23 protein-coding genes and 2 tRNA genes are annotated in these 26,120 nt (G+C 75.0%); 22 read left to right on the plus strand and 3 right to left on the minus strand.

Translation table 11 applies throughout. The features are described from left to right. The first annotated feature begins 38 nt into the window (after positions 1-38). The 7 genes from AC07VC_RS08795 to AC07VC_RS08825 all read left to right on the plus strand — a co-directional run bounded on the left by AC07VC_RS08795 (position 39) and on the right by AC07VC_RS08825 (position 7,403). A complete protein-coding gene (locus tag AC07VC_RS08795) occupies positions 39-1,133 on the plus strand; it encodes an ABC transporter permease (protein ID WP_396335517.1) in 1,095 nt (364 codons plus the stop codon). Between the two features lies 1 nt (position 1,134). Beyond that, positions 1,135-2,109, plus strand: coding sequence for an ABC transporter permease (locus AC07VC_RS08800; protein ID WP_317229458.1), 975 nt, complete (start codon positions 1,135-1,137; stop codon positions 2,107-2,109). Beyond that, entirely contained in the window at positions 2,106-3,818 is a 1,713-nt protein-coding gene (locus AC07VC_RS08805) for a dipeptide ABC transporter ATP-binding protein (RefSeq protein WP_494675799.1), read from the plus strand. Before AC07VC_RS08800 ends, AC07VC_RS08805 begins: the two co-directional genes overlap by 4 nt. A 109-nt stretch (positions 3,819-3,927) precedes the next feature. Further along, positions 3,928-4,824 (plus strand): ABC transporter ATP-binding protein, encoded by an 897-nt coding sequence (locus AC07VC_RS08810; protein WP_494675800.1) that lies wholly within the window; start codon positions 3,928-3,930, stop codon positions 4,822-4,824. Further along, the gene (locus AC07VC_RS08815; protein ID WP_494675801.1) at positions 4,821-5,303 is read left to right on the plus strand and encodes a hypothetical protein; all 483 of its coding nucleotides are present in this window, start codon (positions 4,821-4,823) and stop codon (positions 5,301-5,303) included. Before AC07VC_RS08810 ends, AC07VC_RS08815 begins: the two co-directional genes overlap by 4 nt. 110 nt (positions 5,304-5,413) lie before the next feature. Continuing rightward, complete coding sequence (locus AC07VC_RS08820; RefSeq protein ID WP_494676564.1) at positions 5,414-6,319, plus strand: D-isomer specific 2-hydroxyacid dehydrogenase family protein; 906 nt, start codon at positions 5,414-5,416, stop codon at positions 6,317-6,319. Between the two features lie 55 nt (positions 6,320-6,374). Next, positions 6,375-7,403: a lactonase family protein gene (locus AC07VC_RS08825; protein ID WP_494676565.1), complete on the plus strand. Its 1,029-nt coding sequence runs from the start codon at positions 6,375-6,377 to the stop codon at positions 7,401-7,403. Between the two features lie 95 nt (positions 7,404-7,498). Here AC07VC_RS08825 and AC07VC_RS08830 read toward each other — a convergent pair whose 3' ends face one another. Next, on the minus strand, positions 7,499-7,915 hold the full coding sequence (locus AC07VC_RS08830) for a hypothetical protein (protein ID WP_494675802.1): 417 nt from the start codon (positions 7,913-7,915) through the stop codon (positions 7,499-7,501). Positions 7,916-8,017: 102 nt separating this feature from the next. Between AC07VC_RS08830 and AC07VC_RS08835 the strand changes: the two genes are divergently transcribed. From AC07VC_RS08835 to AC07VC_RS08880, 10 genes are all read left to right on the plus strand, one after another. Continuing rightward, positions 8,018-8,206 carry a streptamidine-related RiPP repeat protein gene (locus AC07VC_RS08835; protein WP_094115796.1) on the plus strand — a complete coding sequence of 63 codons (189 nt, stop codon included), beginning with the start codon at positions 8,018-8,020 and terminating at the stop codon, positions 8,204-8,206. 97 nt (positions 8,207-8,303) lie between these two features. Next, a complete protein-coding gene (locus AC07VC_RS08840) occupies positions 8,304-9,218 on the plus strand; it encodes a hypothetical protein (protein WP_494675803.1) in 915 nt (304 codons plus the stop codon). Next, positions 9,215-10,846, plus strand: a complete 1,632-nt coding sequence (locus tag AC07VC_RS08845; RefSeq protein ID WP_494675804.1) for a CocE/NonD family hydrolase — start codon at positions 9,215-9,217, stop codon at positions 10,844-10,846. Before AC07VC_RS08840 ends, AC07VC_RS08845 begins: the two co-directional genes overlap by 4 nt. Then, positions 10,843-12,219, plus strand: coding sequence for a YcaO-like family protein (locus tag AC07VC_RS08850; protein ID WP_494675805.1), 1,377 nt, complete (start codon positions 10,843-10,845; stop codon positions 12,217-12,219). The genes AC07VC_RS08845 and AC07VC_RS08850 overlap by 4 nt, the downstream gene beginning before the upstream one ends. An 8-nt stretch (positions 12,220-12,227) precedes the next feature. Beyond that, a complete protein-coding gene (locus tag AC07VC_RS08855; protein WP_494675806.1) occupies positions 12,228-13,577 on the plus strand; it encodes a YcaO-like family protein in 1,350 nt (449 codons plus the stop codon). A gap of 88 nt (positions 13,578-13,665) precedes the next feature. Beyond that, positions 13,666-14,847 carry a FecCD family ABC transporter permease gene (locus tag AC07VC_RS08860; RefSeq protein ID WP_494675807.1) on the plus strand — a complete coding sequence of 394 codons (1,182 nt, stop codon included), beginning with the start codon at positions 13,666-13,668 and terminating at the stop codon, positions 14,845-14,847. Then, entirely contained in the window at positions 14,844-15,638 is a 795-nt protein-coding gene (locus tag AC07VC_RS08865; RefSeq protein ID WP_317230113.1) for an ABC transporter ATP-binding protein, read from the plus strand. Before AC07VC_RS08860 ends, AC07VC_RS08865 begins: the two co-directional genes overlap by 4 nt. Beyond that, entirely contained in the window at positions 15,635-16,675 is a 1,041-nt protein-coding gene (locus AC07VC_RS08870) for an ABC transporter substrate-binding protein (protein ID WP_494675808.1), read from the plus strand. The genes AC07VC_RS08865 and AC07VC_RS08870 overlap by 4 nt, the downstream gene beginning before the upstream one ends. After that, positions 16,668-17,951, plus strand: a complete 1,284-nt coding sequence (locus AC07VC_RS08875) for an MFS transporter (RefSeq protein ID WP_494675809.1) — start codon at positions 16,668-16,670, stop codon at positions 17,949-17,951. The genes AC07VC_RS08870 and AC07VC_RS08875 overlap by 8 nt, the downstream gene beginning before the upstream one ends. 53 nt (positions 17,952-18,004) lie before the next feature. Continuing rightward, positions 18,005-18,077, plus strand: a tRNA-Asn gene (locus AC07VC_RS08880). Between the two features lie 68 nt (positions 18,078-18,145). Here the strand turns inward: AC07VC_RS08880 and def are convergent. Beyond that, a complete protein-coding gene (gene def / locus AC07VC_RS08885) occupies positions 18,146-18,712 on the minus strand; it encodes a peptide deformylase (protein WP_494675810.1) in 567 nt (188 codons plus the stop codon). 39 nt (positions 18,713-18,751) lie between these two features. Here def and AC07VC_RS08890 point away from each other — a divergent pair, with 39 nt between their 5' ends. The 4 genes from AC07VC_RS08890 to AC07VC_RS08905 all read left to right on the plus strand — a co-directional run bounded on the left by AC07VC_RS08890 (position 18,752) and on the right by AC07VC_RS08905 (position 23,616). Then, positions 18,752-19,663, plus strand: a complete 912-nt coding sequence (locus tag AC07VC_RS08890) for a DMT family transporter (RefSeq protein ID WP_317230109.1) — start codon at positions 18,752-18,754, stop codon at positions 19,661-19,663. 168 nt (positions 19,664-19,831) lie between these two features. Next, the gene (locus tag AC07VC_RS08895; protein ID WP_494675811.1) at positions 19,832-21,091 is read left to right on the plus strand and encodes a glycosyltransferase; all 1,260 of its coding nucleotides are present in this window, start codon (positions 19,832-19,834) and stop codon (positions 21,089-21,091) included. A 10-nt stretch (positions 21,092-21,101) separates the two neighbouring features. Then, positions 21,102-21,175, plus strand: a tRNA-Ile gene (locus AC07VC_RS08900). Between the two features lie 230 nt (positions 21,176-21,405). Next, the gene (locus AC07VC_RS08905; protein WP_494675812.1) at positions 21,406-23,616 is read left to right on the plus strand and encodes an acyltransferase family protein; all 2,211 of its coding nucleotides are present in this window, start codon (positions 21,406-21,408) and stop codon (positions 23,614-23,616) included. A gap of 102 nt (positions 23,617-23,718) precedes the next feature. On the opposite strand, the gene AC07VC_RS08910 is transcribed toward AC07VC_RS08905, so the two are convergent. After that, positions 23,719-24,297 (minus strand): GNAT family N-acetyltransferase, encoded by a 579-nt coding sequence (locus AC07VC_RS08910; protein WP_494675813.1) that lies wholly within the window; start codon positions 24,295-24,297, stop codon positions 23,719-23,721. Between the two features lie 177 nt (positions 24,298-24,474). Between AC07VC_RS08910 and AC07VC_RS08915 the strand changes: the two genes are divergently transcribed. Next, positions 24,475-26,031, plus strand: a complete 1,557-nt coding sequence (locus AC07VC_RS08915) for an ABC transporter substrate-binding protein (protein WP_494675814.1) — start codon at positions 24,475-24,477, stop codon at positions 26,029-26,031. Positions 26,032-26,120 lie beyond the last annotated feature (89 nt).

Below are 26,120 nucleotides of genomic sequence, written 5' to 3' on the forward strand. Positions count from 1 at the left end.
CCCGCGGCGATCCCCCCGACCCGAAAGGCCCACCCGCCGTGACCGTCATCCCGGACGCCATCCCCGCGTCCGCGCCCCCCGGGGCGCAGCAGCCCAAGGCCCGGAAGCAGGGGATCGGGCTCGGCCAGTACATCCTCATCCGCGCCGTGCTGATCATCCCGACCGTGTTCATCCTCGTGACGCTGGTGTTCTTCCTCATGCGGATCGTGGGCGACCCCATCTCCGCCGCCGTCGGCGACCGCCTCACCCCGGAGCAGCTCCAGGAGCGCCTCGCGACCGCCGGCTTCGACCGGCCGATCATCGTGCAGTACCTCGAGTACCTCGGCCAGATCGCCACGGGCAACTTCGGCCGCTCGCTCACCGACAACCGGCTCATCAGCGAGGTGCTGCTGCAGTACGGCTCGGCCACGCTCGAGCTCGTCGTCTACTCGCTCATCGTCGCGTTCCTCATCGGGATCCCGCTCGGCCTCGTCGCCGCCTACTTCAAGGACCGCACGCCCGACGCCGTGCTGCGCATCCTCGCGATCCTCGCCTACGCCACGCCCGTGTTCTTCGCCGGCCTCCTCCTCAAGCTCGTCTTCTCGGTCTGGCTCGGGATCCTGCCGCTGTCCGGGCGCGCGGACACCCGCGTCGAGGTGGCGCTCGGCCGGCTGGAGAACCCGACCGGCATCTACCTCATCGACGCCCTCCGCCTCGGGAGCCCCACCGCCGTGAGCGACGTGCTCGAGCACGCGGTGCTCCCGGCGCTGGCGCTCGGCCTCCTCACCGCCGGCATCTTCCTCCGCCTCGTGCGCACCAACGTCATCTCGACGCTCGGCACCGAGTACGTGGACGCCGCCCGCTCCCGCGGGGTCGGCGAGTTCCGGCTCACCACGCGGCACGCGCTGAAGCCCGCGCTCATCCCCATCATCACCGTGGTGGGCCTGCAGATCGCCGTCATGCTCGGCGGCGCGGTGCTCACCGAGACCACGTTCGAGTGGCGGGGCCTCGGCTTCCAGCTCGCGCAGTACCTCGCGGCCCGCGACTTCGTGGCCGTGCAGGGCATCGTCGCGCTGCTGGCCGTGATCGTGGCCGTGACGAACTTCATCGTCGACGTCGTCGCGGCGCTCATCGACCCGCGAGTGAGGTACTGACATGACCGACACCACCACCGCACCCGCGCCCGTCCCCGCGCGCCGCACCCTGTTCCAGCGCCTGCCGCTCGTCTCGCACGTGCGGCAGAGCGTCGGGCTCCAGCGCGGCATGCTCGTCGCCGGAATGGTCATCACGGGCGTCTTCATCCTGCTGGCCGCGTTCGCCCCGCTCATCGCCCCGTTCGGCTTCGCGCAGGGACGCGACGACGGCGGCTCGTTCCCGCGTCAGTCGGCGCCCGACGCGACGCACCTCTGGGGCACCACGGTCGGCGGCTACGACGTGTTCTCCCGGGTCGTCTGGGGCACGCAGACCGCGCTCTCGGTCGTCGTGATCGCCGTCGTCCTGTCGCTGTTCGTCGGCGTGCTGCTCGGCGTCGTGTCGGGCTACCTGGGCGGCTGGCTCGACCGGATCCTCGTCGTCATCGCCGACGCCATCTACCCGTTCCCGACGCTCCTGCTCGCGATCGTGGTGAGCATCGTGCTGAACGGCGGGCAGTCGAGCCTCTGGGGCGGCATCCTGTCGGCGGCCGTGAGCATCACGGTCGTCTACATCCCGCAGTACTTCCGCGTCATCCGCGCCGAGGTGGTGCGGTTGAAGGCCGAGGCGTTCGTCGAGTCGGCGAAGGTCATCGGCACCTCGACGCCGCGGATCATGTTCGTGCACGTCCTGCGGAACTCCACCCGCACGCTGCCGTTGATCCTCACGCTCAACGCGTCCGAGGCGATCCTCACCCTCGCGGGCCTCGGGTTCCTCGGCTTCGGCATCTCGCCCACGTCCGCCGCGGAGTGGGGCTACGACCTCAACCGGGCCCTCGCCGACACCGCGAGCGGCGTCTGGTGGACGGGCGTGTTCCCCGGCGTCGCGATCGTCCTGCTCGTGCTCGGCCTGACCCTCGTCGGCGAGAGCGTCAACGACATCTCCGACCCCAAGCTGCGCGCCCGCAAGCGCGCGGAGAAGAAGAAGGTGACCGCATGAGCGACGTCGTCGAGATCCGCGACCTCGGGGTGACGTTCGCGACCGACGGCGGCGACGTCCGCGCGGTCGACGGCGTCTCCCTCCGGGTGTCGCCCGGCGAGATCCTGGCCATCGTGGGGGAGTCGGGGTCGGGCAAGTCCGTCACCGCCCGCACCGTGCTCGGCCTCCTGCCCGACACCGCGGTCACCGACGGCGCGGTCCTCCTCAGCGACCGGAAGGGCCAGGGCGCGGTCGACGTGCTGTCCCTCTCGGCCGACAAGCTGCGCCAGGTGCGCGGCCGGGACGTCGCGATGGTGTTCCAGGAGCCGTCCACGGCCCTGAACCCGGTGCACACGGTGGGCTGGCAGATCATCGAGGGCCTCCGCGCCCACGGGCGCGTCTCCCGGAAGGAGGCGCGCGCGAAGGCGATCGACATCCTCCGCCGCGTCGGCATCCCCGACCCCGAGACCCGCGTCGACCACTACCCGCACCAGTTCTCCGGCGGGCAGAAGCAGCGCGTCGTCATCGCGATGGCGCTCGTGCTGGACCCGGGCCTCATCGTGGCGGACGAGCCGACGACGGCCCTCGACGTGACCGTCCAGGCCGAGATCCTCGACCTGCTGCGCCGCTGCCGGGACGAGTTCGGCGCGGCCGTGATCCTCATCACGCACAACATGGGCGTCGTGGCGGACCTCGCGGACCGCGTCGCGGTCATGTACCGCTCCCGGCTCGTCGAGCAGGCCGACGTGGCGACGCTGTTCTCGGCGCCGCGCGAGGAGTACACGCGGAACCTCCTCGCCTCCGTCCCGAAGCTCGGCGAGGGCGTGGCGGCGACCGTGGAGCGCGCCGTGGTGCGCACGCGGGCCCGGGAGGCGTCGGGCACGGAGACGGCGCCCGTCGTCGTCGCCCGGGGTCTGCAGATCGAGTACCCGGGGCGGCTCGGGGCGCCCGCGTTCCGCGCCGTCAAGGGCGTCGACCTGCACATAGAGGCGGGCGAGGTCCTCGGGCTCGTGGGGGAGTCGGGATCCGGCAAGACCACCATCGGCCGCGCCATCGCCGGCCTCACGAACGTGACCGGCGGATCCCTGGAGGTCCTCGGCACGGAGATGCTGGGCGTGCGGGAGCGCGACTTCCGGAAGCTGCGCAGCGACATCGGGTTCGTGTTCCAGGACCCCGCCACGAGCTTCAACCCGCGGCTCACCATCGCGGAGTGCGTCGCCGAGCCGCTCATCGTCCACGGACGCGCGCGGTCGCCGCAGGCCGCGCGCGGTCGCGTCGACGAACTGCTCGAGGCCGTGCAGCTGCCGAGGGCGTTCGGCGACCGCTACCCGCACGAGCTCTCGGGCGGCCAGCGCCAGCGCGCCAGCCTCGCCCGCGGCCTCGCGCTCGAGCCGTCCCTGCTCGTGGCCGACGAGCCGACGAGCGCGCTCGACGTGTCGGTGCAGGCGCGCGTCCTGGAGCTCTTCGCGGAGCTGCAGCGCGAGCTCGGGTTCGCGGCGCTGTTCATCAGCCACGACCTCGCGGTCGTCGACCTCCTCGCCGACCGGATCGCCGTGCTCTACCGCGGCGAGCTGGTCGAGGAGGGCACGGGCGCCCAGGTGCTCGGCGACCCGCAGCACCCGTACACGCAGCGGCTGCTCGCCTCGCTGCCCGTGCCGGATCCCGCCGAGCAGGCCGAGCGGCGCGCGCGCCTGCACGCCCTCCGCGCCGCCGAGCGGCCCGCCGGCTAGGCGCGGGGAGCGCCGTCCGGCCGACGCCGGGCATGATGGGACGGAACCCGCATCCGTCGTCCGGCCGAACCCCGCCGGCCGGACGACGACGCCGAGGACGGAGCAGCGCATGACGCACACCCCCCGAGACGACGCCGCGGGTGCGCCGACGGAGCCGGTCCTGGACGTGCGCGACCTGCGGCTCGCCTACCCCGCCCGGCGGGGCGCGGAGGCGCCCCCGGCGGTCGACGGCGTCACGCTGCGCCTCGAGCCCGGCGAGGTGCTCGGCGTGGTCGGGGCGAGCGGATCCGGCAAGTCGTCCCTCGCCCGCGTGCTCGCGGGCCTCGTCCCGTCCGGCGACGAGGGCGCCGCGGTCCCGCGCATCACGGGCGGCGACGCCGCGGTGCTGGGCCAGGGCCTCCGTCGCATGGGCCGCCGCGCCCGGACCCGCACGACGTACGGCATCGGCTACGTGCCGCAGGACGCGGGCACGACGCTGCACCCGCAGCTGACGGCGAGCGAGGCCATCGCCGAGCCGATCTTCTCCCGCGACCGCCGCTTCGACAGCCAGGTCGCGGCACGCCGGGTCGTGACGCTGCTGACGGCGCTCGACCTCCCTCCGGGCACGCAGGACCGCTATCCGCACGAGCTGTCGAGCGGGCAGCGGCAGCGCGTGGCGCTCGCGCGCGCCCTCGTGCTGGGGCCGCGGCTGCTGATCGCCGACGAGCCCACCTCGGGCGTCGACGTCATGAGCCGGGTCGCGGTCCTCGACCTCCTGCGCGACCTGCAGTCCCGCGGCGGCTTCTCCGCCCTCGTGGTCAGCCACGACCTCGCCGTCGTGGAGCGGCTCACCGACCGCCTCGCCGTCATGCACCGCGGCACGCTCGTGGGGTACGGCGCCGTCGACGACGTGCTCCGGGATCCGACGCACCCGTACGTCCGCGACCTCGCGGAGTCCCGCACTGCCGCCGACCGCGGCGGTCCCGTGGGCGCGGGCCCGGGCGACCCGGGGACGGACGCCCGATGACGGCGACGGGCCCCGCGCCCGACGATCCCGACCTCGCGGTCTCGTCCGACCTCGCGCTCGCGTCCCTCATCGCGGCGACGGCCCTCGCCGGCACCGGAGCGCGCGCCGAGACCCTGCTCGGCGTGCCGGCGGTGCGGATCGGGGACCGGGTCGTGGCACGGGTGCTCGACGGCGCGCTGCTCCTCGCCCCGTCCGGGGCCATGATCCCGCCGCCGCCCGCGGGCATGGACGTCGAGACCGTCCGCCCCTGGTCCGGAGCGCAGCCGCACCTGCGCGTGGCGCCGGGCTCCCTGGCGCCCGCGACGTCCGACCCCGCCCGCGACGCCGGCGCCGACGCCGACGCCGACGAAGCGGGCTCCACCTCATCCGCCGCCGCGTGGATCCGCGCCGCCGTGCTCGCCACGGAAGAGCGCGTCCCCGCCGTCCGGCTCCCCGAACCGCCCGCCCGCATCCCGCACCCCCGGAGGCCCCGCACATGACCGACACCGCCGCATCCGCTCCCGCCCCCCGCCGCGTCCACCGCGCGGTCGACGGCGCCACCCCGCACCGCCTGGAGGGCGACGCGCGGCCGACGCCCGGCCCCGTGGCGATGCTGCCCCGCACGGAGGAGGCGTACGTCGAGGCCGTGCGCGCGGGCGGCGGGGAGGTGGCCGAGCTCTCGCCCGACACGCGCGGCATCGTCTGGCTCTCCATCCGGCGCGCCGCCGAGCTCACCGACACGCTCGCCGCGAATCCGCAGGTGCAGTGGGTGCAGCTGCCCTTCGCCGGCGTCGACGCGTTCGCGGACACGCTCCGCGAGTGCGACCGACCCGACCTCGTGTGGACGAGCGCGAAGGGCGCGTACTCCGAGCCCGTCGCCGAGCACGCGCTCGCGCTGACGCTCGCGACCCTGCGGCAGCTCCCGGAGCGCGCCCGAGCCACCTCCTGGGGCTCCTCGAGCGGCCTGTCGCTGTACGGCTCCGAGGTCGTGGTGGTCGGGGCGGGCGGCATCGCGCTGGAGTACATCCGGCTGCTGGCGCCGTTCGACTGCACGGTCACGGTCGTCCGGCGCAGCGGCGACCCGGTCGAGGGCGCCGACCGCACGGTCACCGCCGACCGGCTCGACGAGGTGCTCGCGGACGCCGACGTGGTCATGCTCGCCGCGGCCAGCACCGACGACACCGCGCGCCTCATCGGCGCCGCCCAGCTGGAGCGGATGAAGGACACGGCCGTGCTCGTGAACATCGCCCGCGGAGCGCTCGTCGACTCCGACGCGCTGCTGGAGGCGCTCCGGACGGGCGGCATCCACGGCGCCGGCCTCGACGTCACCTCGCCCGAGCCGCTCCCCGACGGCCACCCGCTGTTCTCCGAGCCGCGGTGCATCGTGACGCCGCACACCGCGGACACCCCCGACATGGTGCGTCCGCTGCTGGCCGAGCGGATCCGCCTCAACACGGAGGCGTTCGTGCGCACCGGCGACTTCGTCGGCATCGTGGAGCCGTCCTCGGGGTACTGACCCTCGCCCGCCGCCGCCCGGCATGTCGCACGCGCCCCGTAGGGTGAGCGACGTGATGACGCCCGAGGAAGCCGCCGTACCCGAGGTCTCGATCTGGGCGGGCGGCTACACCGCCGACAGCGGGGGATCGGGCATCGGCATCACCGGCCTCGCGCTCGACGCCATCACCGGAGCGCTCGCGGTCGTGGGCACCGCGGTCGAGACGCCGTCGCCCTCCTTCCTCCTCGCGCACGACGACATGGTCTACGCGGTGGGCGAGGCCGCGGGCCGCGTGGAGGCCTTCCGGCGCGCGCCTGGCGGTTCGCTGCAGTGGGCGGGCGGGCAGCCGAGCGGCGGCTCGGGGCCCTGCCACCTCCACCTCGTCGACGGCCTGCTCCTCACCTCGCACTACGGCGACGGCACGGTCGCCGTCCACCCGATCCAGCCGGACGGCGCCATCGGCGACGCGGTCCAGCTCCTCACCGCGGAGGGGTCGGGGCCCCGTCCGCAGCAGGACGGCGCGCATGCCCACAGCACCCTCCACGTGGGCGACGGCACCGTCCTCAGCGCCGACCTCGGCACCGACACCGTGCACGTGCACGCCCTGCGCGACGGCCGCCTCGACCGGGTCGCCGCCGTCGTCATGCCGCCCGGCACGGGCCCGCGCCACCTGGCGCTGCTCGCCTCCGGCCGCGTGCTCGTCGTGGGCGAGCTCGACGGCACGCTGCACGCGCTGGAGGGCGCGGGCCGCAGCTGGCGCATCGCCGCCTCCACCCCGTGCGCCGCGGTGCCGGACGCGCGCGACTCCGCGGCCGAGGTGCAGGTGTCCGCCGACGGGCTCCGCGCCTACGTCGGCCTCCGCGGGTCCGAGCGGATCGCCGTGGTCGCCATCTCGCCGGACGGTGCGCTGGCCCCCCTCGCCGACTTCGACTGCGGCGGCGCCGTGCCCCGGCACCACGTGCTCGTCGACGACCGCCTGCACGTGGCGAACCAGGGGTCCGGCACGGTCGCCTCGTTCCGGCTCGATCCCGCGTCCGGTCTGCCGACCGGAGCGCCGGACGTCATCGCCGTGCCGAGCCCGACCTACCTGCTGCCGGTCGCCTAGGCCCCGCACGGCGCCGCGTCCCACGTCGCGGATCAGGGAGGTCGTCGCTCAGCGCTCAGCGCGGCGACCGGCTGGCCAGGCGACGGGGCAGCGGCTCACCGCAGCAGCATCGCCGCGGCCTCCCGGATCTCCTCCTCGACTCCCAGCCCGCGCCAGCCCGCCGCGGTGAACACGCGACCGCGGACGCCGTTGCGGTCCATGAGCGCGAAGCCGACCGCGCGGATCCCGGAGTAGGCGAGCAGCACGGGCCGCCCGGGGTCGGTCACCAGCGCCACGATGCGGTCGCGCCGGGCCTCGAGCAGCGGCAGGGCGTCGCCGGGCGAGGGAAGGCCGGGCGGCGGTCCGACGACGACGGCGTCGACGGGATCGGGATCCGTCGCGCGGCCGGGCCCAGGGCGCGACGCGGCGGGCGGCCGGGGCGTCGAGGCGCGCTCGCGGTGGTCCTCGTCGAGCAGCGCCCATAGCCGGTCCACGTCGTGGGGCCGCGCCTGCACGACCTCGAACATCCCCATGCGCCGACGGTACCTGTGGACAGGCGATCCGTCTCCGCTGCTCGCCGCCTAGAGTCCTCCGTGTTGAGAACCGTTCTCGACAATGAGAGGAAGGATGCCGACATGATCGACGTCTCCATCACCAGGATTGCCGGCGACGACGTGCTGAGCGCGCCGCAGGGACCGGGCACGAACGCCCTCGTCCACAACCCGTTCGCCGTCGAGGCCATCGCGGGCGACGACGTGCTGAGCGCGCCGCAGGGACCGGGCACGAACGCCCTCGTCCACAACCCCTTCGCTCTCCAGCACTAGGAGAGGGAAGCCGGCCGGCGCGCACCGCGCGCCGGCCGGGACGACCTCCCGCATCCGCCGCCCGGCCCGACGGCCGCCCACCCGAACGTGAGACCCGATGCTCCGCCTCGCCCCGCACCACCTGCTGTACCGCGTCGCCGCCGACGACTGGCGGCACGTCACCCCCGACCGCGAGTTCCACCGCGTGAGCGGACCCGACGACCTCATCGCGGCGGTCGTCGCCCGTCTCGACGGGGATGGGGTGCGCGAGGCCGCCGATCCGGGCTCCGCCCCGGACCCCGCCGAGCCGCTCGTGCGCCTGCTGCGGGAGCGGGGCGCGGTCGTCCCCGCGGTGGTCGAGGCGGCGCGGCCCCTGCCCGGCACGGCACCCGTCGCGGTCCACGGGGACGGTCCCGTGGCGGACGCCCTGCACGCCCTGCTCGGCGGTCGCGCCGTCGCGGTCGGCCGCGACGGCGTCCCCGCCGCACCCCACCTCGCGGAGGCGTGCGCCCGCGTCGGCGCCTGCGGCCTCGTGTCCATCGCCCCCGAGCAGCCCGACGCAGCGTGGAGCGCCGCCGGCCGGGCGCTCGCCCGCACCGCGCTGCCCTGGCACCGGGTGCACCAGGAGGGCTCCCTCCTCGTCGTCGGCCCGCTGCAGGCGGCGGGCGGGGACGGCGCCGTGACCTACGCCGACTACCGCGGGCGCCGTCGCGCCGCGCACCGGGTGGTGGAGGAGCTCGACCGGCTGTGGGCCGAGGCGGACGCTCGCGCGGCCACGGGCCGTGCACCCGCCCACGCGTGGCACGGCGTCGGGACGGGAGCGGCCGCCATCGCCGCGGGGATCGTCCTCGACGAGCTGGCGGCGCACCTCGCGGGCGGCGCGCATCCGGGCATCCGCCACGAGCACACCATCGAGCTGGCCACCGGGCTCGTCGAGCGCCACCCCGTCCTCCCCCTGCCGGTGGACCTGGCCGAGCCGCCCGCTCCGGCACCCGGCTCCGCCGCGCCCGCGCCCGTCGAGGGCGCGCGGTGAGCCGCGGCACCGTCGCCGGGCTGCCGCTGATCGCGTCCGACGGCTGCGCGCTCGTGCTCGACGCGCACGTGCCCGAGGGCGCGGGCGATCCCGACGGGATCGGCCGCGTGCCGTGCGTGGTGACGCGCACCCCCTACGGGCGGTCCGCGCACCTGGCCGAGGGACGCGGCTGGCGCGAGCGCGGCCTCGCCTACGTGGTGCAGGACGTCCGCGGACGCCACGACTCCGACGGCAGCTGGGCCCCGTATCGCGGGGAGCGCGAGGACGGCGCCGCCCTCGTCGACTGGATCACCGCCCAGCCCTGGAGCGACGGCCGCGTCATCGCGTACGGCGGTTCCTACGCCGGGTCCACCGCCTGGGCGATGGCGGTGGAGCGCCCCGATGCCGTGTGCGCGGTCGTGTCGCTCGGGCCGTCGATGTCGCTCGCGCGCACGAAGTTCGGCGGCGGCGGGATCCTCCGCCTGGCCGAGCACGCGTCCTGGTGGCTCGAACGCGGCGACGCCCGCACGAGCCGCGACGGACTCGCCGCGCGCGTCTTCCGCGAGCGGCCCGGCCTCCTCCGCCACCTCCCCGTCCTCGACCTGCCGCGCGAGATGGGCGCGCACCTGCCGTCCTGGGCCGGGATCGTGGAGGACGGGGCGGCCGCCCGCACGGGGGAGGAGATCACGCCCGCCGAGCTGGCCGGCCTCCCCGCCGCGACGCTGCACGTGGGCGGCTGGCACGACCTGCTGCTGGCCGAGACCCTCGAGCACCACCGCGTCGCGGGATCCGCCGTGCCCGGCACGCCGTCGCACCTCCTCGTGGGGCCGTGGGAGCACGACCTCGTCGCGAGCTCCTCCGGCCGCGTCGGCGACCTCGACCACGGCGACGATGCCGTCGTCACCTGGGGCCGGATGCTCGTCGAGTGGATCGGCGACGCCCTGGCCGACTCCCTCCCGCCCCGTCGCGCCGACGTGCACGTGCGCCACGCCGGCTGGGAGCGGCACGTCGACTGGCCGCCCCCGCACGCGGCGACGCGCGTGGCGTGGAGCGCGGGCGGGGTGCTCGACTTCGTCCACGACCCGCGCGACCCGCGCCCCTCCCGCCACCCGGGCGTCGATCGGCGCGCCCTCGCCCTGCGGCCCGACGCCGTCCGGGCCCGCACGCTCCCGCTCGCCGCGCCGCTGCGGCTCACCGGGGACGCGTCGGTGGAGCTGACGTCCGCGTCGGACGCACCCGGCGTGGACTGGGTCGCGCGCCTGATCGCCCAGGAGCCCGACGGCGCCGAGCAGGAGCTCGCGGTGGGGGAGACGACCGCGACCGGCCCGCACGCCGGTCTCCGGCTCACCATCCCCCTGGGTTCCGTGGCCGCGCTCCTCGCGCCCGGCACCCGGCTCGTCGTGGAGCTCGCGGGCGCCGACGCCCCGCGGCTCGCGCGCAACCTCGGCGGACCTCCCCACGACCGGTACGCCTCCCCACGGCAGGCGCCGGTGCGGCAGGCCGTGCGCGTCGAGGCGGCGACGCCGCTCGTGCTCGTGCTGCCGATCGGAGCGGGGGCCGCGCCCCACGCCGACGACGTCAGCACCGGCGGGACCCACCCGGCGACGGAGCACGAGGACGCGCCGCCCGCCGAGGGAGCGGCGTCGTGAGCGTCCACGACCTCGTCGACGCCCGCACGGGCCTCGTCACCTCCCTCGCGCGCCAGCCGGCCGACCCCCGGCTGCCGTTCGCCTGGGTGGGGCACGGCGCCACCGTGTCCCGCGCCGACAGGTTCGCGCCGTGGCGGGCCGACGGCTTCGGCTTCGGGGCGTCGGCGGGGGACCCGGTCCCGGCACGGCTGGCGGCGTGCGGCGAGGCCGTCGAGCGGTACTGCGGCAACGCGGTGCCCGAGCGGCTGACGCGCGGATCCCACGCCTCGCTCACCGCCCGCGGCCTGCGCGCCGTGGACCCCGACGACCTCGCGCTGTACTCGCCCGGACAGCACGCGGCTCCCGGCTTCCCGTTCCGCCCCTTCACGCGCCACGACGATGTGCTCTGGGCGGACGGCACCGACCTGCACGACGGCGGCCCCGTCCTCGTGCCCGCGTCGCTCGCCTGGCTCGACTTCGTGCACGGCCCCCGCGCCCACGAGGTCCCGCGCCACTCGCTGGCCTACTCGGGCATCGCGGCCGGCACGGACCGGCACATGGCCGAGCGGAACGCGCTCGAGGAGCTGTGGGAGCGCGACGCGTGCGCCGTCTGGTGGGCGAGCGGCGCATCCACGCGCGCGCTCGACGACGGCGGCCGGATCACGGGAGCGCTCGGCTGGGCGGAGGACCCCGCGACGCCGCCCGTGCGGATCCGGCTCCTCGAGGTGCCGTCCGAGTCGCCCGCACCCGTGGTCGCCGCGTTCCTCGAGGAGGAGCATCCCGACGGGTCCCGGCTGGTGGCCTTCGGGAGCGCCTGCCGGAGCACCCCCGAGCACGCCGCGACGAAGGCGCTCGTGGAGGCGCTCGGGCTGCTCCAGCTCACGCGCCAGCTCGTCGACCCCGCGAGCGAGGTATGGCGGGCGGTCCGCGCGGGCGGCATCGAGGAGCACGTCTTCCTGCCGTACCGGGCGGATCGGCGCTACCTCGACGACGTCGGTCCCGGGTACTCGCGCCTCACCGACCTGCCGCCGGTCGCGCAGCTGCACCTCGATCCGCGGATGAACGGCGGGCACCTCGACCGGCTCCGCGCGACGGCCACCGCATCGCTCGACCGCCTGCCGCGCATCGACGCCGACGGGGCGATGCCCGTGCACCTCGAGGCGCTCGCCCGGCTCGGCCTGCGCGCCGTCTCGGTCGACCTCACGACGCCCGACGTCCGGCTCACCGGGCTCGAGGTCGTGCGCGTCGTGGTGCCGGGGCTCGTGGGGAACGGGCCGCCCGCGTACCCGCTGCGCGGGTCCGACCGCTACCTCGACGTGCCGCGACGGCTCGGGTTCGACCGCGTCCCCGCCTCCGCCGACGACCTCGTCCCCGACCCGATCCCCCTGGCATGAGAGGCCCGATGCACCCCCACCCCGCCGCCCCGGTGACGCACGCCGCCCTCGTCGACGCCCGCACCGGGATCGTCCGCCGCATCGAGCCGCGCGCGACGCCCGCGCACTTCCCGCCCGCCTTCGCGCTCGCCCACGCCGTGCTCGCCGACTCCGCCGCCTCCTGCGGCTGGGCGTCCGACGCCTCGGGCGCGGGGCACGCGTTCGCCGACCCGGACGCGGTCCTCGGCGCGGCCGTCGGCGAGGCCGTCGAGCGGTACTGCGGCAACCTCGTGCCGGCGGGCCTCGCCCGGGCCTCAGCGGACGACCTCCGCGCGGAGGGCCGTCCGGTGCTGGATCCCGCCGCGCTCGCGCTCTACTCCGCCGCGCAGCACGCGGGCGGCCGACTGCCGGTCGTGCCGCTCGACGCGAGCACCGTCGTCGACTGGGCCGAGGGGGAGCGCCTCGGCACGCAGCCCGGTCGGGCGGGGAGCGGGGATCCCGTGCTCGTGCCGGCGTCGCTCGTGTGGGTCGCGCACGCGCTCCTCGTGCCGCCCGCCGTCCACCCGATCATGCAGGCCGGCCTCGCGACCGGCCGCTCGGTCGCGGAGGCGCGCTGGGGCGGCCTCTGCGAGGTGCTCGAGCGGGAGGCCATGACCCGCGCGTGGACGGACGGCGCGGGCTTCGAGGAGCTCGTCGTCCCCCGGACGCTGCACGACCTCGCCCGCGGGCCCGCCGACGCCCTGTCCTGCCGGTGGCTCCTGCTCCCGTCCGAGGCGGGACCACCCGTGATCGGCGCGCTCCTCCGCGACGCCCGCACCGGGTACCTCACCCTGGGCATGGCCGGCGGCGGCCGGCCGGTGCGCGCCGCCCGCAAGGCGCTGGGGGAGGCGCTCCAGCTGCAGCTCTTCCAGGCCGACCTCGACGATCCCGCGGGTCCGTACATGGCCGCGGCCCGGCTCCCGGGGAGCCCGCTGAAGCCCTGGCGCGCCGACCGCGCCTACCGGCTCTCCTACCGGCCGGACCTGGCGGACGTCGTCGACTACGGCTGCCACCTGCAGCTGCACCTCGACCCCGTGCTCCAGGCGGCGTTCCTCGACGAGCTCGACCGGTCCATCACGGGCCGCCGGGAGCTCGCGGACGTGACCGACCGCTGGGACGGGCCCGCGCGCCTGCCCGAGCTCGTCGCGACCCTGCGCGCCGCGGGGCGCGAGGTGCTCGCGGTCGACGTGACCCTGCCGGAGGTCCGGCGCGCGGGGCTGCACGTCACGCGCGTCGTGGTCCCGGGGCTCCGCTCGAACGCGCCCCACGCGCTGCCGTTCCTCGGCGGGCCGGCGCCCGCCCCGCTCCGCCCGCCGCGACCCGTCCCGCTGCCCCACTGACCCGGCGCGTCCGGCACCCGCCGGCGCCCACCGCCCACCACCGCAACCACCGCCCGCCACCACCTCCCGCACCCGACAGAGAGCAGCCATGCCCGCCACCTCCGCCCCGCCCCCGAGCCCGAGCCCGACCCCGATTCCGGACCCGTCCGCCGCCGACCGGGCCTTCGCCGCCGCGCCGCCTGCCGCCCCGGAGCCGTCCGCCGTCCGGACCAGCGGCCCGGTGCGCCGCGCCCGCCGGGTGCGGCGCATCCTCGTGCCCGCCCTCGTACTCTCGGCGCCGCTCGTGCTCGCCGTCGCGATGGGCGTCGGCGCCGTCTCCGTGTCGCCGCCGCACGTGCTCCAGGTCGTGCTCCACCACGTGCTCGGCACGCCGCTCGCTGACACCGGCGTCGATCCGATCGACGACCAGATCGTCTGGGAGTACCGGGCGCCGCGCGTGCTGCTGGCGCTCGTGACGGGAGCGGCGCTCGCGCTCGCCGGCACCGTCCTGCAGACGCTCATCCGGAACCCGCTCGCGGATCCCTTCGTGCTCGGGATCGCCTCGGGCGCCTCGCTCGGGGCCGTCGCCGCGCTCGTCGTGGGCGCGTCCGCCGCGGGCCTCCTCGCGACCCTCGGGGTGACGGGAGCAGCCTTCGCCGGCGCGATCGGGACCCTCGCCCTCGTGCTGGCGCTCGGGCGGCGCGGCGGCCGGGTGGATCCGGCGCGCCTCGTCCTCGTGGGCGTCTCGATCTCCTCGCTGCTCCAGGCGCTCACCAGCTGGCTGCAGCTGCAGGCCTCGCCCGACCAGATCGCGGGCGTGCTGTTCTGGCTCCTCGGCAGCGTCTCCGGCGCCTCCTGGTCCTCGCTCGCCCTGCCCGCGGCCGCCCTGGCCGCGGGTCTCGTGGGCCTCCTCGCCGCGGGCCGGACCCTGGACGCGCTGCTGCTCGGCGACGACCGCGCCGCCTCCCTCGGGGTCGACCTCTCGCGGGCCCGGACGATCCTGTTCGTCGTCTCGGCGCTCCTCACCGCCGCCGCGGTCTCCGTCGCGGGCGGCGTCGGGTTCGTCGGCCTCATCGCCCCGCACCTGGTGCGGCTCGTCGTCGGGCCCGCGCACCGGCGGCTCCTCCCGCTCGCCGCGCTCGTCGGCGGTCTGTTCCTCGTGCTCGCCGACCTCGCGGGCCGTACCCTGACGGCGCCCCGCGAGCTGCCGCTGTCCATCGTCACCGCGCTCGTGGGCGTGCCCGTGTTCCTCGCGGTGCTCCTCCGGGCCGACGGCGGGCGCGCGCGATGAGGCTCGCGATCGAGGACGTCTCCGTCCGCATCGGCCGTGCCACCCCGGTCGCCCAGGCGACGCTCGAGGCACGCGACGGCGAGCTCGTGGGGCTCGTCGGACCCAACGGCAGCGGGAAGTCGACGCTCCTCAAGGCCCTGTACCGCGCGTTGCCCGTCACGCACGGCCGGGTGCTGCTCGGCGAGCGGGACCTCCGCGGCATGCGGCCCCGGGACTCCGCGCGCATCGTCGCCGCGCTCACGCAGGACCACGGCGACGACGGCGCGCTCGACGTCCGCGAGGTCGTCGCCACCGGGCTCACCCCGCACAAGGGGGCGCTCGATCGCGACACGGCCGAGGATCGCGACCTGGTCGACGCCTGCCTCGCGCGGACGGGCGCGACGGCCCTCGCGGAGCGGTCCGTCCGCTCCCTCTCCGGCGGTGAGCGCCAGCGGGTGATGCTCGCGGCGGCGCTCGCGCAGCGCCCCCGCATCCTCGTGCTCGACGAGCCCACCAACCACCTCGACGTGGCGACCCAGCTCGAGCTCCTCGACCTCGTCGCGGGCCTCGGCGTCACGGTGGTCGTCGCCCTGCACGACCTCAACCTCGCGGCCGCGTACTGCGACCGGATCCACGTCGTGCAGGGCGGCCGCATCGTCGCCGGCGGCACGCCCGACGAGGTGCTGCAGCCGCGCCTCATCCGCGACGTGTTCGGCGTCGACGCGCACCTCGGGGAGCACCCCGTCTCCGGTCGCCGCCACCTGTTCTTCAGCTCGCCCCAGCCCACCTCGAACCCGGACGGACGCCCATGAGCCCCCTCGCCCCCGCCTCGCCCCCGCGGCCCGCACCCGCACCCGCCGGGCGCCGCCGCCGGTCCCCGCGCCGGGCGACCGCCACCGCCCTCGCCACCGCCGCCGCCCTGCTCCTCGCGGGCTGCGCGGCCGACGGCGCCGACGCGGGCGCGCTCACCGCGGCCGCCTCCTCCGGCCCCGTCTCCGTGGAGAGCTGCGACCGGACCCTCTCCTTCCCGAAGGGGCCCGAGCGCATCGTGTCGCTCTGGCCGGCCGTGACCGAGATGCTGCTGCAGCTCGGCGCGGACGACCGCCTCGTCGGGCAGGCCTTCACGGACCAGTCGCCGCCGCTCGACGCGTACCGCGACGCCTTCGACCGCGTGCCCGTCCTCGCCACGGGCGCCGTCGACCGCGAGACCCTGCTCGCCGCCCACCCCGACCTCATCGTCGCGGACGGCGAGTACCACTTCGACGGCACGGAGCTGCCCACCATCGACGACCTGGCGGCCCTCGGGATCCGCGTCTACGTCATCAGCTCGTTCTGCCACGGCCAGGTCACCACCGGGCACGTGGACGACGCCGCCGACGACCTCACGGCCCTGGGCACGCTCCTCGGCGCGGAGCGCGCCGCCGCGGACGCCGTCGCCGACCAGCGCGCCCGTCTCGCCGCGGTCGACGAGCGGGTGCGCGGCGTGGACCCCGTCGACCTCGCGGTCCTGCAGGTCTTCGACGGCGCGGTCTACGCCGACGCCCGCGGCCTCTACAGCGACGTCGTCGCCCGCGCGGGGGGCCGCGACGTCTACGAGGACGCGCTCCCGGCCGACCAGTACTACGCGGAGGTGAGCGTGGAGGACGTCGCCCGCCGGGACCCGGGGACGATCGTCTACCTGTACTCCACCGACGCCGAGCGGGACACCGTGCGCGCCGACCTCGAGGCCCGGCTCCCGGGCGTGGCGGCGGTGCGCGACGGGCGCATGCTGGCGCTGCCCTCCACCGACTTCATCGGATCCCGCGCGGTCGACGGGGTCGTCGCCCTGGAGTCGCTGCTGCATGGCTGACGCGGCGGCCCCGGGCGGTGCGGCCGCCGGACGCGCAGCCGGCGCCATGCGCACCTTCGTGCTCTCGCGCGGCGTCTCCTGGGCGGGCAACGCGCTCACGGCCGTGGCCCTCCCCGTGCTCGCCTACACGACCACGGGGGACGCGGCCCTGCTCGGCCTCGTCGCGATGATGGAGGCGCTCCCGTACCTCGTGCTCGCCCTGCCGGTCGGCGCGCTCGTCGACGGCTGGGACGCGCGCCGGACGATGCTCGCCACCACCTGGCTGAGCGCCGCGGCGACCGCCGCGGTCCCGCTCGCCGCCCTCGGCGGGACCCCGCACCCGGCGCTCCTCGTCGGCGTCGCGGCGGTCGTGTCGTCGCTCTTCGTCTTCTTCGACGCGGCCAGCTTCTCGGCCGTCCCCGCGCTGGCGGGCCGCGACCGCGTCGGGGCCGCGACCACCACCATGACGACCGTCTACACGGTGATCGGCATCGCCGGGCCGCTCACGGGCGCCGGCGCCGTCTCCGGGCTCGGCGCGCCCGCGGTCCTCGCGCTCGACGCCCTCAGCTACGCCGTCTCGGCACTGCTGCTCGCGCGGCTGCGGTGGACGCCGGTCCCGCGACCCGCGCTGCCGACCGGGCGCCGCCTCGGTGCCGAGGTGCTCGAGGGGCTGCGCCACATCCGGCGCTCACCGCTCGTCCGCGACCTCACGCTCCTCGGCTTCGGCAGCAGCCTGACCGGGGGAGCGGTGACCGGGACGATGGTCGTGATGATCGCGCGCGGCCTGCACGAGCCCGCGGACGGCCCCGCCCTCGGCGTGCTGGCCGCCGCCGCGGCCGTGGGCACCCTCGCGGCCTCGCGTGCGCTCGGTCCGGTCCAGCGGCGGCTGGGCGTCGGCGTCGTGGTGATCGGCGCCCTGGTCGCGCAGACGGCGCTCACGGCCGCCTGGGCCCTGGTCGACTCCCTCGCGCTGGCCGTGCTCGTCCTCGCGGCCTGGCAGGCGGCGGCCTCGACGGTGGCGCTGTCCGGCATCGTCGTCCGCCAGACCGTCACGCCCGCGCACCTGCAGGGCCGCGTCAACACGACGGCGCGGATGGTCGCCTGGGGCGGCCAGCCCGTCGGCGCCGGCCTCGGCGGGCTGCTCGCGGCCGCCTGCGGTATCCGCGTCGCGATCCTGGTCGCCGGCCTCGGGGTGCTCGCGTCGCTCGTCGGGGCACTCGCGTCCGGCCTCCGACGTGCTCCGCTCCTGGCCGACCTGCCCGTGCCGGATCCCGCGGACGCGCCCGGACGGCGGTAGGTGATCGGAGGCGCCCGGATTCTTTGCTACGCTTTCCAGGTTGCTCCACGTGATCCTCGATAGCTCAATTGGCAGAGCAGCCGGCTGTTAACCGGCAGGTTGTTGGTTCGAGTCCAACTCGGGGAGCGAAGGCCTCGCGGCTCCACCCGCGGGGCCTTTTTCCTTTTCCTGCGGCGCACGCTCCCCGGCCGGCCTCAGTCCTCGAGGTGGTCGCGCCCCGGCAGCCAGGAGCTCCCGGGCACACCCCAGCCGCTCTTCCGGATGACCTTCGCCACGGGCTTCCGGTGCTCGTGGGCGAGGCGGTCCGTGTAGAGCAGCCCGTCCAGGTGGTCGAACTCGTGCTGCAGGATGCGGGCGAACCAACCGGCCGCCTCGATCTCGAACGGCCGGCCGTCGAGGTCTACCGCCCGGAGGATCGCGCGGTCGGCCCGCACCAGGGGGAAGCGCTCGCCGGGGAAGGAGAGGCAGCCCTCCTCCTCGGTGTCCTCGTCCGCCTCGCGGACCGGCACCGGCGTGATGAGCAGGTCGGGGTTCACGGCCACGCCGCGCAGCGGCTCGCCCTCGTCCGTCTCGTACGAGTAGACGAAGACGCGGAGCGCGACACCCACCTGCGGCGCGGCGAGGCCGACGCCCGGGGCCTCGTCCATCGTGTCGTACATGTCCTCCACGAGGCCGCGGAGGTCGTCGTCGAACACCTCCACGGGGAGCGCCGGAGCGTGCAGGACGGGGTCTCCGGTGATCCGGATCGGGAGGACGGCCATGCTGCCGATGATAGGCGGGCCGCCGGGTAGGGTCGGGGCGTGCCATTCGATGCCAGCCCCGTGATCCAGGCCGCCTCGTTGACCCCCTACCAGGCCCTCGGCATCCCGATCGCGCTGGTCGGCGCCGTGTTCCTCAGCCTCGGCGCGCAGCTTCAGTCGCAGGGCGTGGCGAAGGTGGAGGCGCGCGGCACGAAGAGCACGGCGGGCCTCAGCCTCCGCCAGCTCGGCGCCCTGCTCGGCCGGCCCTCCTGGGTTGCGGGCACGGTCATGCTCGGGCTCGCCATCGTCCTGCAGCTCGCCAGCCTCCGGCTCGCGCCGCTCATCGTCGTCCAGCCGCTCGGCGCCGTGGCGCTCGTGGTGACGGCGATCCTCAACTCCCGCGCGACCGGCAAGCGCCTCGACCTGAAGGCCAAGCGCGCGGTCGCGCTGTGCATCGGCGGGGTGGGGCTGTTCGTGGTGTTCGCGGCGGTCTTCGCGAAGGAGACCCCGATCCGCACGCCCGAGCTCATCACGATCCTCGTGATCCTCGGCATCGTCCTCGTCGTCCTCGGGGGGCTGTTCCTCTACTTCCGCCGCCACGTGCGCGCGATCTTCTACATCATCAGCGCCGGCGTGCTCTACGGCTTCGTCGCGACCCTCGCCAAGGTCGTCATCAACCGCCTCACGACGGGCGACTTCGACGGGCTCACGGCCGTCTGCATCGTCGCCCTCGTCGCGGCGACCCTCCTCGGCGCGTACTTCGTGCAGACCGCCTACTCCTCGGGGCCACCGGACCTCGTCATCGCGGGCCTCACGGTCGTCGACCCGCTCGTCGCCGTGTGCATCGGCGTGACCGTGCTCGGGGAGGCCGCGGACGCCCCCCTGTACGCCGGGGTGGCCTTCCTCGTCGCGGGCGGCGTCGCCGTCGCCGGGGTGTTCCAGCTCGCCAAGCACCACCCGCACGCCTCCTGACCTTCCCGCGCCGCGCATCGTCCGTGTCCCCGGGAGCGGCCCGCCGGACGCCGGTGCGCCTCCGGGCCGTCCGCGGGACCGTGCGATACGTTGCTGAGCGACACCCGGCCCGCGCCACCCGGACATCCGTGGCGCGCACCGGACGCCGACCCACTGGAGAGACACCTCTTGCCGAACACCTCGGACACGACACCGCGCGAGCCCTCGACCTCCGGACGACCGCTGCGCATCCTCATCGGGGCGGACACGTTCCCCCCGGACGTGAACGGGGCCGCCCGGTTCGCCGAGCGGCTCGCGGGAGGCCTCGTGCGACGCGGCCACGAGGTGCACATCGTCGCCCCGGCCGCCGACCGCCGGCACGGCACGTGGACCGAGGTGCACGACGGCCAGGAGGTCACCGCCCACCGCCTGCGCAGCTGGCGCTGGTACCCGCACGACTGGCTGCGGTTCGCGCTCCCGTGGAGCATCAACCAGAACAGCGCCCGGATCCTCGACGCCGTGCAGCCGGACGTCGTGCACTTCCAGTCGCACATCATCACCGGCCGCGGGCTCAGCATCGAGGCCGAGAAGCGCGGCATCCGCATCATCGGCACCAACCACTTCATGCCGGAGAACATGCTCCAGCACACGCTGCTGCCGGTGGCGTGGCAGGACAAGGCCATCCAGATGGCGTGGAAGGCCGCGCGCCGCACCTTCGGGCGCGCCGAGGCCGTCACGACCCCGACGCGCCGAGCCGCGCAGTTCCTCGAGCGCTACACGGGCCTCAGCGGGGTCATCGCCATCTCGTGCGGCATCGACGCCGGCAACTACACGCCCGACTTCTCCCCGCGCACCCGCAACCGCATCGTCTTCGTCGGACGGGTGACGGGGGAGAAGCAGATCGACGTGCTCCTCCGCGCGTTCGCGATCCTGCCGCAGTCGCTGCACGCCGAGCTCGAGATCGTCGGCGGCGGCGACCAGAAGACCGCGCTCGAGAAGCTCGCGGTCGACCTGGGCATCGCCGACCGCACCACCTTCACCGGCTACGTCTCCGACGAGGAGCTGCGGCGCGCCTACACGCGCGCCACGGTCCTCGCCATGCCGAGCATCGCGGAGCTCCAGTCCATCGTCACCATGGAGGCGATGGCCTCCGCGCTGCCCGTCGTCGCCGCCGACGCCATGGCGCTCCCGCACCTCGTGCACGACGGCGAGAACGGCTACCTGTTCCGTCCGGGCGACGTCGACGACCTCGCCGCGAAGCTCCGCCGCGTGCTGGAGCTGCCGGAGGAGGAGCTCCAGCGCATGAAGCGGGAGAGCCTCACGGTGGTCGCGTCGCACGACATCGAGCGCACGATCTCGACGTTCGAGAGCCTGTATCGTGGCGAGTCCGTGGCCTCCCCGGTCACGGACGAGGCACGCGGACTCACGGACGGCTCGAGCGCCGCCTAGCTCCCGCCTCGGGGCGGTAGCTCAGCTGGTCAGAGCAGCGGACTCATAATCCGTCGGTCATGGGTTCAAGTCCCATCCGCCCTACTCCCGGTGCGTGGCCGCGCCGATCCCTCACGTCCCGTCCGCCCCTCGGACTGGGGCCCGACGGACGCATAGCACGACGCCCGCAGGACCGCCATCGGGATGTCCCCTGGATTACCATGGGCAGGGAAATCACCCGGTCGCGGGGCCCATCCGGCCCTCGTCGACCGTCACCGGCCACCCGCCGGCGTCGCGTCCGCGCGCGCCGCACGCCGCCCACCCGCGAGGACGACATGACCACCACCAGCGCACGCCCCTCGACCTCCGGCGGCACGGGACGGACCGCCTCCGTCGTGCCCGAGGGATCCAGCACCCGGTCCTTCCGCGGCGACATCCAGGGGCTCCGTGCTCTCGCGGTCATCGCCGTCATCCTCGACCACCTGCTGGCCTGGCCCTCCGGCGGCTTCCTCGGCGTCGACGTCTTCTTCGTGATCTCCGGCTTCATCATCACGTCGCTCCTGCTGCGCCAGCACGACAAGCTGGGCCGCATCTCGTTCGCGGAGTTCTACCGCAAGCGCGTCAAGCGCATCCTCCCCGCCTCGACCGCCGTGCTCCTCGTCACCGTCGGCGCGAGCTGGATGGTCTTCCTCTCCGGCCGCGCCTCGGCCATCGCCTGGGACAGCGTCGCCGCGTTCTTCTTCGTCGCCAACTGGCGCTTCGCCGCCACCGACACCGACTACTGGGCCGCCGACAGCGCGGTCTCGCCCGTGCAGCACTACTGGTCGCTGGGCGTCGAGGAGCAGTTCTACGTCGTCTGGCCGATCCTCCTCACGATCGGCCTCGCGCTCTCGCTGCGCTTCCGGGGTGCCGGCCGCTACCACGGCTTCCTCACCGCGATCCTCCTGGTCGTCACGGTCGGCTCCTTCGCATGGGCGATGGCCGACACCGCCGGCAACGCCGCCGTCGCCTACTTCTCCACCTTCTCGCGCGCCTGGGAGCTCGGGATCGGCGCGCTGCTCGCCGTCGCCACCCCGCTCCTGCGCCGCCTCCCCGACGCCGCGCGCCCCGTGCTCGCGTGGTCGGGCCTCGCGGTCATCGCGTACGGGCTCTTCGCGCTCAGCAGCGCCTCGCCCATCCCGGCGCCCGGATCCGTGATCCCCGTCGTCGGCGCCGCGCTCGTCATCGCGGGCGGCACCGGCGGGGCCCAGCGCTTCCTCTGGCCGCTGACCAACCCCGTCTCCCGCTACCTCGGCGACATCTCGTACTCGCTGTACCTGTGGCACTTCCCGGTGATCGTGATCCTCGCGGCGGTCTCCGACACCGCGGGCATCGGCTACCCGGTGATCGTGCTCGTGCTGACCCTCGGCCTCTCCGTGCTGTCGTACCACGGCCTCGAGGACCCGATCCGTCGCTCCCAGTGGCTGGAGCCCGGCGCCGCCGCCCGCCGCGCGAAGCGCCGCTCGCGCCGCCGCCCGGGCTTCGGGCCCTCCACCGGCACGAAGGTCGCGGCGCTCGGCACGGCCGCGCTCCTCACGGTCACCTTCATCAGCCTCGCCGTCGTGCGCCAGCAGGAGGTCTCCCAGGCCTCGTCCCTCGCGAAGGGACCGGCCGCGAGCACGGGCGAGGAGGCCCCGGTCGATGCCGGCGTCGTGGCCGCCGGCGACCTCGGCGCCCTGCAGGGGCAGATCCGCGACGCCCTCGCCGCGACCAGCTGGCCCGCCCTCGACCCGGCGATCGACGGCCTCGAGAAGTCCGCGGTGCCCGTGGAGGACAGCCAGGGCTGCGCCCGCACGGACGCCGACAACCCGCGCTCGTGCTCGTTCGGCGACGTGCGCAAGCCGACCATCATGGTGCTCGGCGACTCCACGGGCATCACCCTGCTGCCGACCGTCCGCGCGCTGTTCGAGGCGACGCATCACATCCGCGGCCTCACCTTCGCCGGCTGCGCCGTCATGGACGTCGACTGGCAGTTCCCCGACACCAGCACCAAGGGGGGCTGCCTGGAGTTCCGCGACCAGGCGGTGCAGGCGATCCAGGAGGAGCAGCCGGAGATCCTCTTCGTCAGCAACAGCTACGGCCAGATCCTGAAGCTCGCCTCGAAGGCCACCGGCGACGACGCCGTGGCGGAGTGGTCCGCGGGAGTGCAGAGTACGGTGGGCAAGGTGCGCGACAACGTGGGCCAGGTCGTCCTCGTCTCCTCGCCGCCCGTTGGGCAGCCGCTGGAGACGTGCGCCACGAAGGTCTCGACGCCGGCCGACTGCCAGGCCTCCATCCCCGGCGCCTGGAAGGTGGGCGACCGCGCCCAGGAGGACGCCGCCACGGCGCTCGGCATCCCCTACCTCGACACGTCGTCGCTGTTCTGCTGGGAGGAGCGCTGCCCGTCGTTCGTCGGCAGCACCCCCACGAAGCGCGACAGCGTGCACACGACGCCCCAGTACGCGGCCGTCATCACGCCCGCGTTCAAGCAGATGCTCGACGAGGCCCTGGCGGCGCCCGCGGCCTGATGCGGCGCGGCGCCCGCGGCGTGATGCGGCGCACGGCGCGCTGACCGGCGGCCGACCGCCGCCGGCGACCCGCAGCGGACCTCGGCGGACCACCAGCGCCGGTCAGCGCGGTGCGTCCGCCCGGAGGTCGCGCTCCATCCACACGTACGACGGGTGCGACGGGTTCCGTCCGCGGTCGACGAACCCCGCGCGCGCGTAGGCGCCGAGCGCCGCGGCGTTCCCCGGCACGACGTACAGCCCGACGCGGACGGCGCCCTCGGCCGCCGCCCGGTGGACGGCCGCCTCGACGAGCCGGGCACCCCAGCCGCGGCCGCGCACCTCCGGGGACAGGACGATGCGCGCCAGCCGCACCGCGCGGTCGCCGGCGACACCGCGGTCGCCGTCCGGCACGATCTCGACGTGGCCGACGGGCGGTCCCGCGACGGCTGCACCCGCGTCGCGCACCGGCGGCCGCCCCTCGGCGACCTCCGCCGGGACCATGGCGACGGCCACGGCCGTCCACGCACGCGCGGCGGGGTTCCCGGGCCGCATGGCGACCTCGTCGGTGAACGGCCACGGCGCGTCCTCACCGGCGAACAGGCGGAAGGCCGCCTCGTCGGGCAGCCAGGAGCGCAGGGCCGGCGCGTCGCGCACCGGATCGAACGGTCGGAGCCGCAGGACGGCGGCGGTGCGGGGATCCACGTCGGCCAATGTATTCCAAACGTAACAAGATCGAAAAGATAAGGCCCTACTGTAACTTTTGAGACGAGCGCAGTGGAGCGCGGGCGGATCCTCCCCGGAGGTCGGCCGCGATCGGCTCGCCCTCGGATCCGACCCGCGTGCGCCGGCCAGGCGACGCCCGAGACAGTGAGGCCCACCATGATCAGACCCGTCCGAGTCGCGGCCATCGCGCTCGCGACCACCGCGACGCTCGCCCTCGCCGCATGCGGCGGCGGCGGCAGCTCGTCGAGCGACGGCGGCACCGCGACCGGAGGCGACCTCGTCATCGCCCGGTCCGCCGACATCATCGCGATGGACAAGACCACCACCTTCGACAACAACTCCATCCGCGTGATGCAGCAGATCATGGAGCCGCTCTTCATGGTCAGCCAGGACGGGTCGAAGGTCGACCCGTGGCTCGCCACGGGCTACGAGATCTCCGACAACCAGCTCACGTACACGATCGCGCTCCGCGACGACGTGACCTTCTCGACGGGGAAGGAGATGACCGCCGCGGACGTCAAGTTCTCCATCGACGAGGACACGAAGACGGGCGCGAGCGGCTGGGGCTTCGTCAACGCGGCCATCGACACCGTCGAGGCCACCGACGACACGACCCTCACCGTGAAGCTCAAGTACCCGTGGGCGCCGCTCATCGCCGACCTGTCGATCTTCAGCAACGGCATCGTGCCGATCGACTACGGCGGCAAGACGGTCGAGGAGTTCTACGAGGCGCCCGTCGGCACGGGACCCTTCGTCTGGGACTCCTGGACCAAGGGCCAGTCGGTGAAGCTCACCAAGAACGCCGACTACTGGCAGGACGGCAAGCCGACGCTCGACAGCGTGACGTGGACGGTCGTGCCGGACGCGAACACGCGGAAGCTGCAGCTCCAGGGCGGCCAGATCGACATCAACGACACCCCCGACTGGTCGAGCTTCGAGTCGCTCGGGTCCACCGAGGGCGTGGAGGCCGTGACCTTCCCGTCAACGCAGATCGACTACCTCGCCTTCAACCAGCAGCGGAAGCCGTTCGACGACGTGCACGTCCGCCGCGCCATCGCGTACGCGATCGACCGCGACTCGCTCGTCGACGCGGTGCTGTTCGGCAACGGCGAGACGGCCGACTCCCTCCTGTCGCCCGGCACTCCGTACTACGACGGCGACACGGGGGCCCCGGAGCTCGACATGGCGAAGGCGAAGGCCGAGCTCGCGCAGTCGACGATGCCGGACGGCTTTTCCACGGAGCTCCTCATCCGCTCGGGCGACCCGAACCAGACGTCGGTGGCGCAGATCCTGCAGTCCGAGCTCGCCGAGCTCGGCATCACGGTCGAGATCACGCAGCTCGACCCGACCGCCAACAAGCAGGCGCGCCTCGACTCCGACTTCGACATGACGCTGTCGGCCTGGACCATGGACATCCCGGACCCCGACCAGTGGACCTCGTTCGCGGTGGATCCCGAGGGCGGCTCGCACTCGGCGTTCACGTACTACGACGACCCCGAGGTCGTGGCGATCAACAAGCAGGCCCAGCTGGAGACCGACGACGCGAAGCGCGCCGAGCTGTACGCGCAGCTGCAGGAGAAGACGGGGGAGTCCGCCTTCCTCGCCTACCTCTACTACTCGCCGTACGCCTACGCGATCAGCGACCGGATCGACGGCTTCGAGGTGACGCCGCTCGGCAACTACCACCTCGAGGACGTCACGAAGTCGTCCTGACGCTCGTAACAGCGACGTAACACAAAAGCACTACTGTAACGATCAGTACACCGGTGGGGGCGCCGGGCGCACGACGCCCGGCGGCCTCG

Source organism: Clavibacter sp. GW821-FHT01D01 (assembly GCF_059422605.1).

Bases quoted from the DNA above. Each gene is read 5' to 3' on its own strand.
- AC07VC_RS08800 (WP_317229458.1), top strand. From the start codon at position 1,135: ATGACCGACACCACCACCGCACCCGCGCCCGTCCCCGCGCGCCGCACC.
- AC07VC_RS08805 (WP_494675799.1), top strand. From the start codon at position 2,106: ATGAGCGACGTCGTCGAGATCCGCGACCTCGGGGTGACGTTCGCGACC.
- AC07VC_RS08810 (WP_494675800.1), top strand. From the start codon at position 3,928: ATGACGCACACCCCCCGAGACGACGCCGCGGGTGCGCCGACGGAGCCG.
- AC07VC_RS08815 (WP_494675801.1), top strand. From the start codon at position 4,821: ATGACGGCGACGGGCCCCGCGCCCGACGATCCCGACCTCGCGGTCTCG.
- AC07VC_RS08820 (WP_494676564.1), top strand. From the start codon at position 5,414: ATGCTGCCCCGCACGGAGGAGGCGTACGTCGAGGCCGTGCGCGCGGGC.
- AC07VC_RS08825 (WP_494676565.1), top strand. From the start codon at position 6,375: ATGACGCCCGAGGAAGCCGCCGTACCCGAGGTCTCGATCTGGGCGGGC.
- AC07VC_RS08830 (WP_494675802.1), bottom strand. From the start codon at position 7,915: ATGGGGATGTTCGAGGTCGTGCAGGCGCGGCCCCACGACGTGGACCGG.
- AC07VC_RS08835 (WP_094115796.1), top strand. From the start codon at position 8,018: ATGATCGACGTCTCCATCACCAGGATTGCCGGCGACGACGTGCTGAGC.
- AC07VC_RS08840 (WP_494675803.1), top strand. From the start codon at position 8,304: ATGCTCCGCCTCGCCCCGCACCACCTGCTGTACCGCGTCGCCGCCGAC.
- AC07VC_RS08855 (WP_494675806.1), top strand. From the start codon at position 12,228: ATGCACCCCCACCCCGCCGCCCCGGTGACGCACGCCGCCCTCGTCGAC.
- AC07VC_RS08860 (WP_494675807.1), top strand. From the start codon at position 13,666: ATGCCCGCCACCTCCGCCCCGCCCCCGAGCCCGAGCCCGACCCCGATT.
- AC07VC_RS08865 (WP_317230113.1), top strand. From the start codon at position 14,844: ATGAGGCTCGCGATCGAGGACGTCTCCGTCCGCATCGGCCGTGCCACC.
- AC07VC_RS08870 (WP_494675808.1), top strand. From the start codon at position 15,635: ATGAGCCCCCTCGCCCCCGCCTCGCCCCCGCGGCCCGCACCCGCACCC.
- AC07VC_RS08875 (WP_494675809.1), top strand. From the start codon at position 16,668: ATGGCTGACGCGGCGGCCCCGGGCGGTGCGGCCGCCGGACGCGCAGCC.
- def (WP_494675810.1), bottom strand. From the start codon at position 18,712: ATGGCCGTCCTCCCGATCCGGATCACCGGAGACCCCGTCCTGCACGCT.
- AC07VC_RS08905 (WP_494675812.1), top strand. From the start codon at position 21,406: ATGACCACCACCAGCGCACGCCCCTCGACCTCCGGCGGCACGGGACGG.
- AC07VC_RS08915 (WP_494675814.1), top strand. From the start codon at position 24,475: ATGATCAGACCCGTCCGAGTCGCGGCCATCGCGCTCGCGACCACCGCG.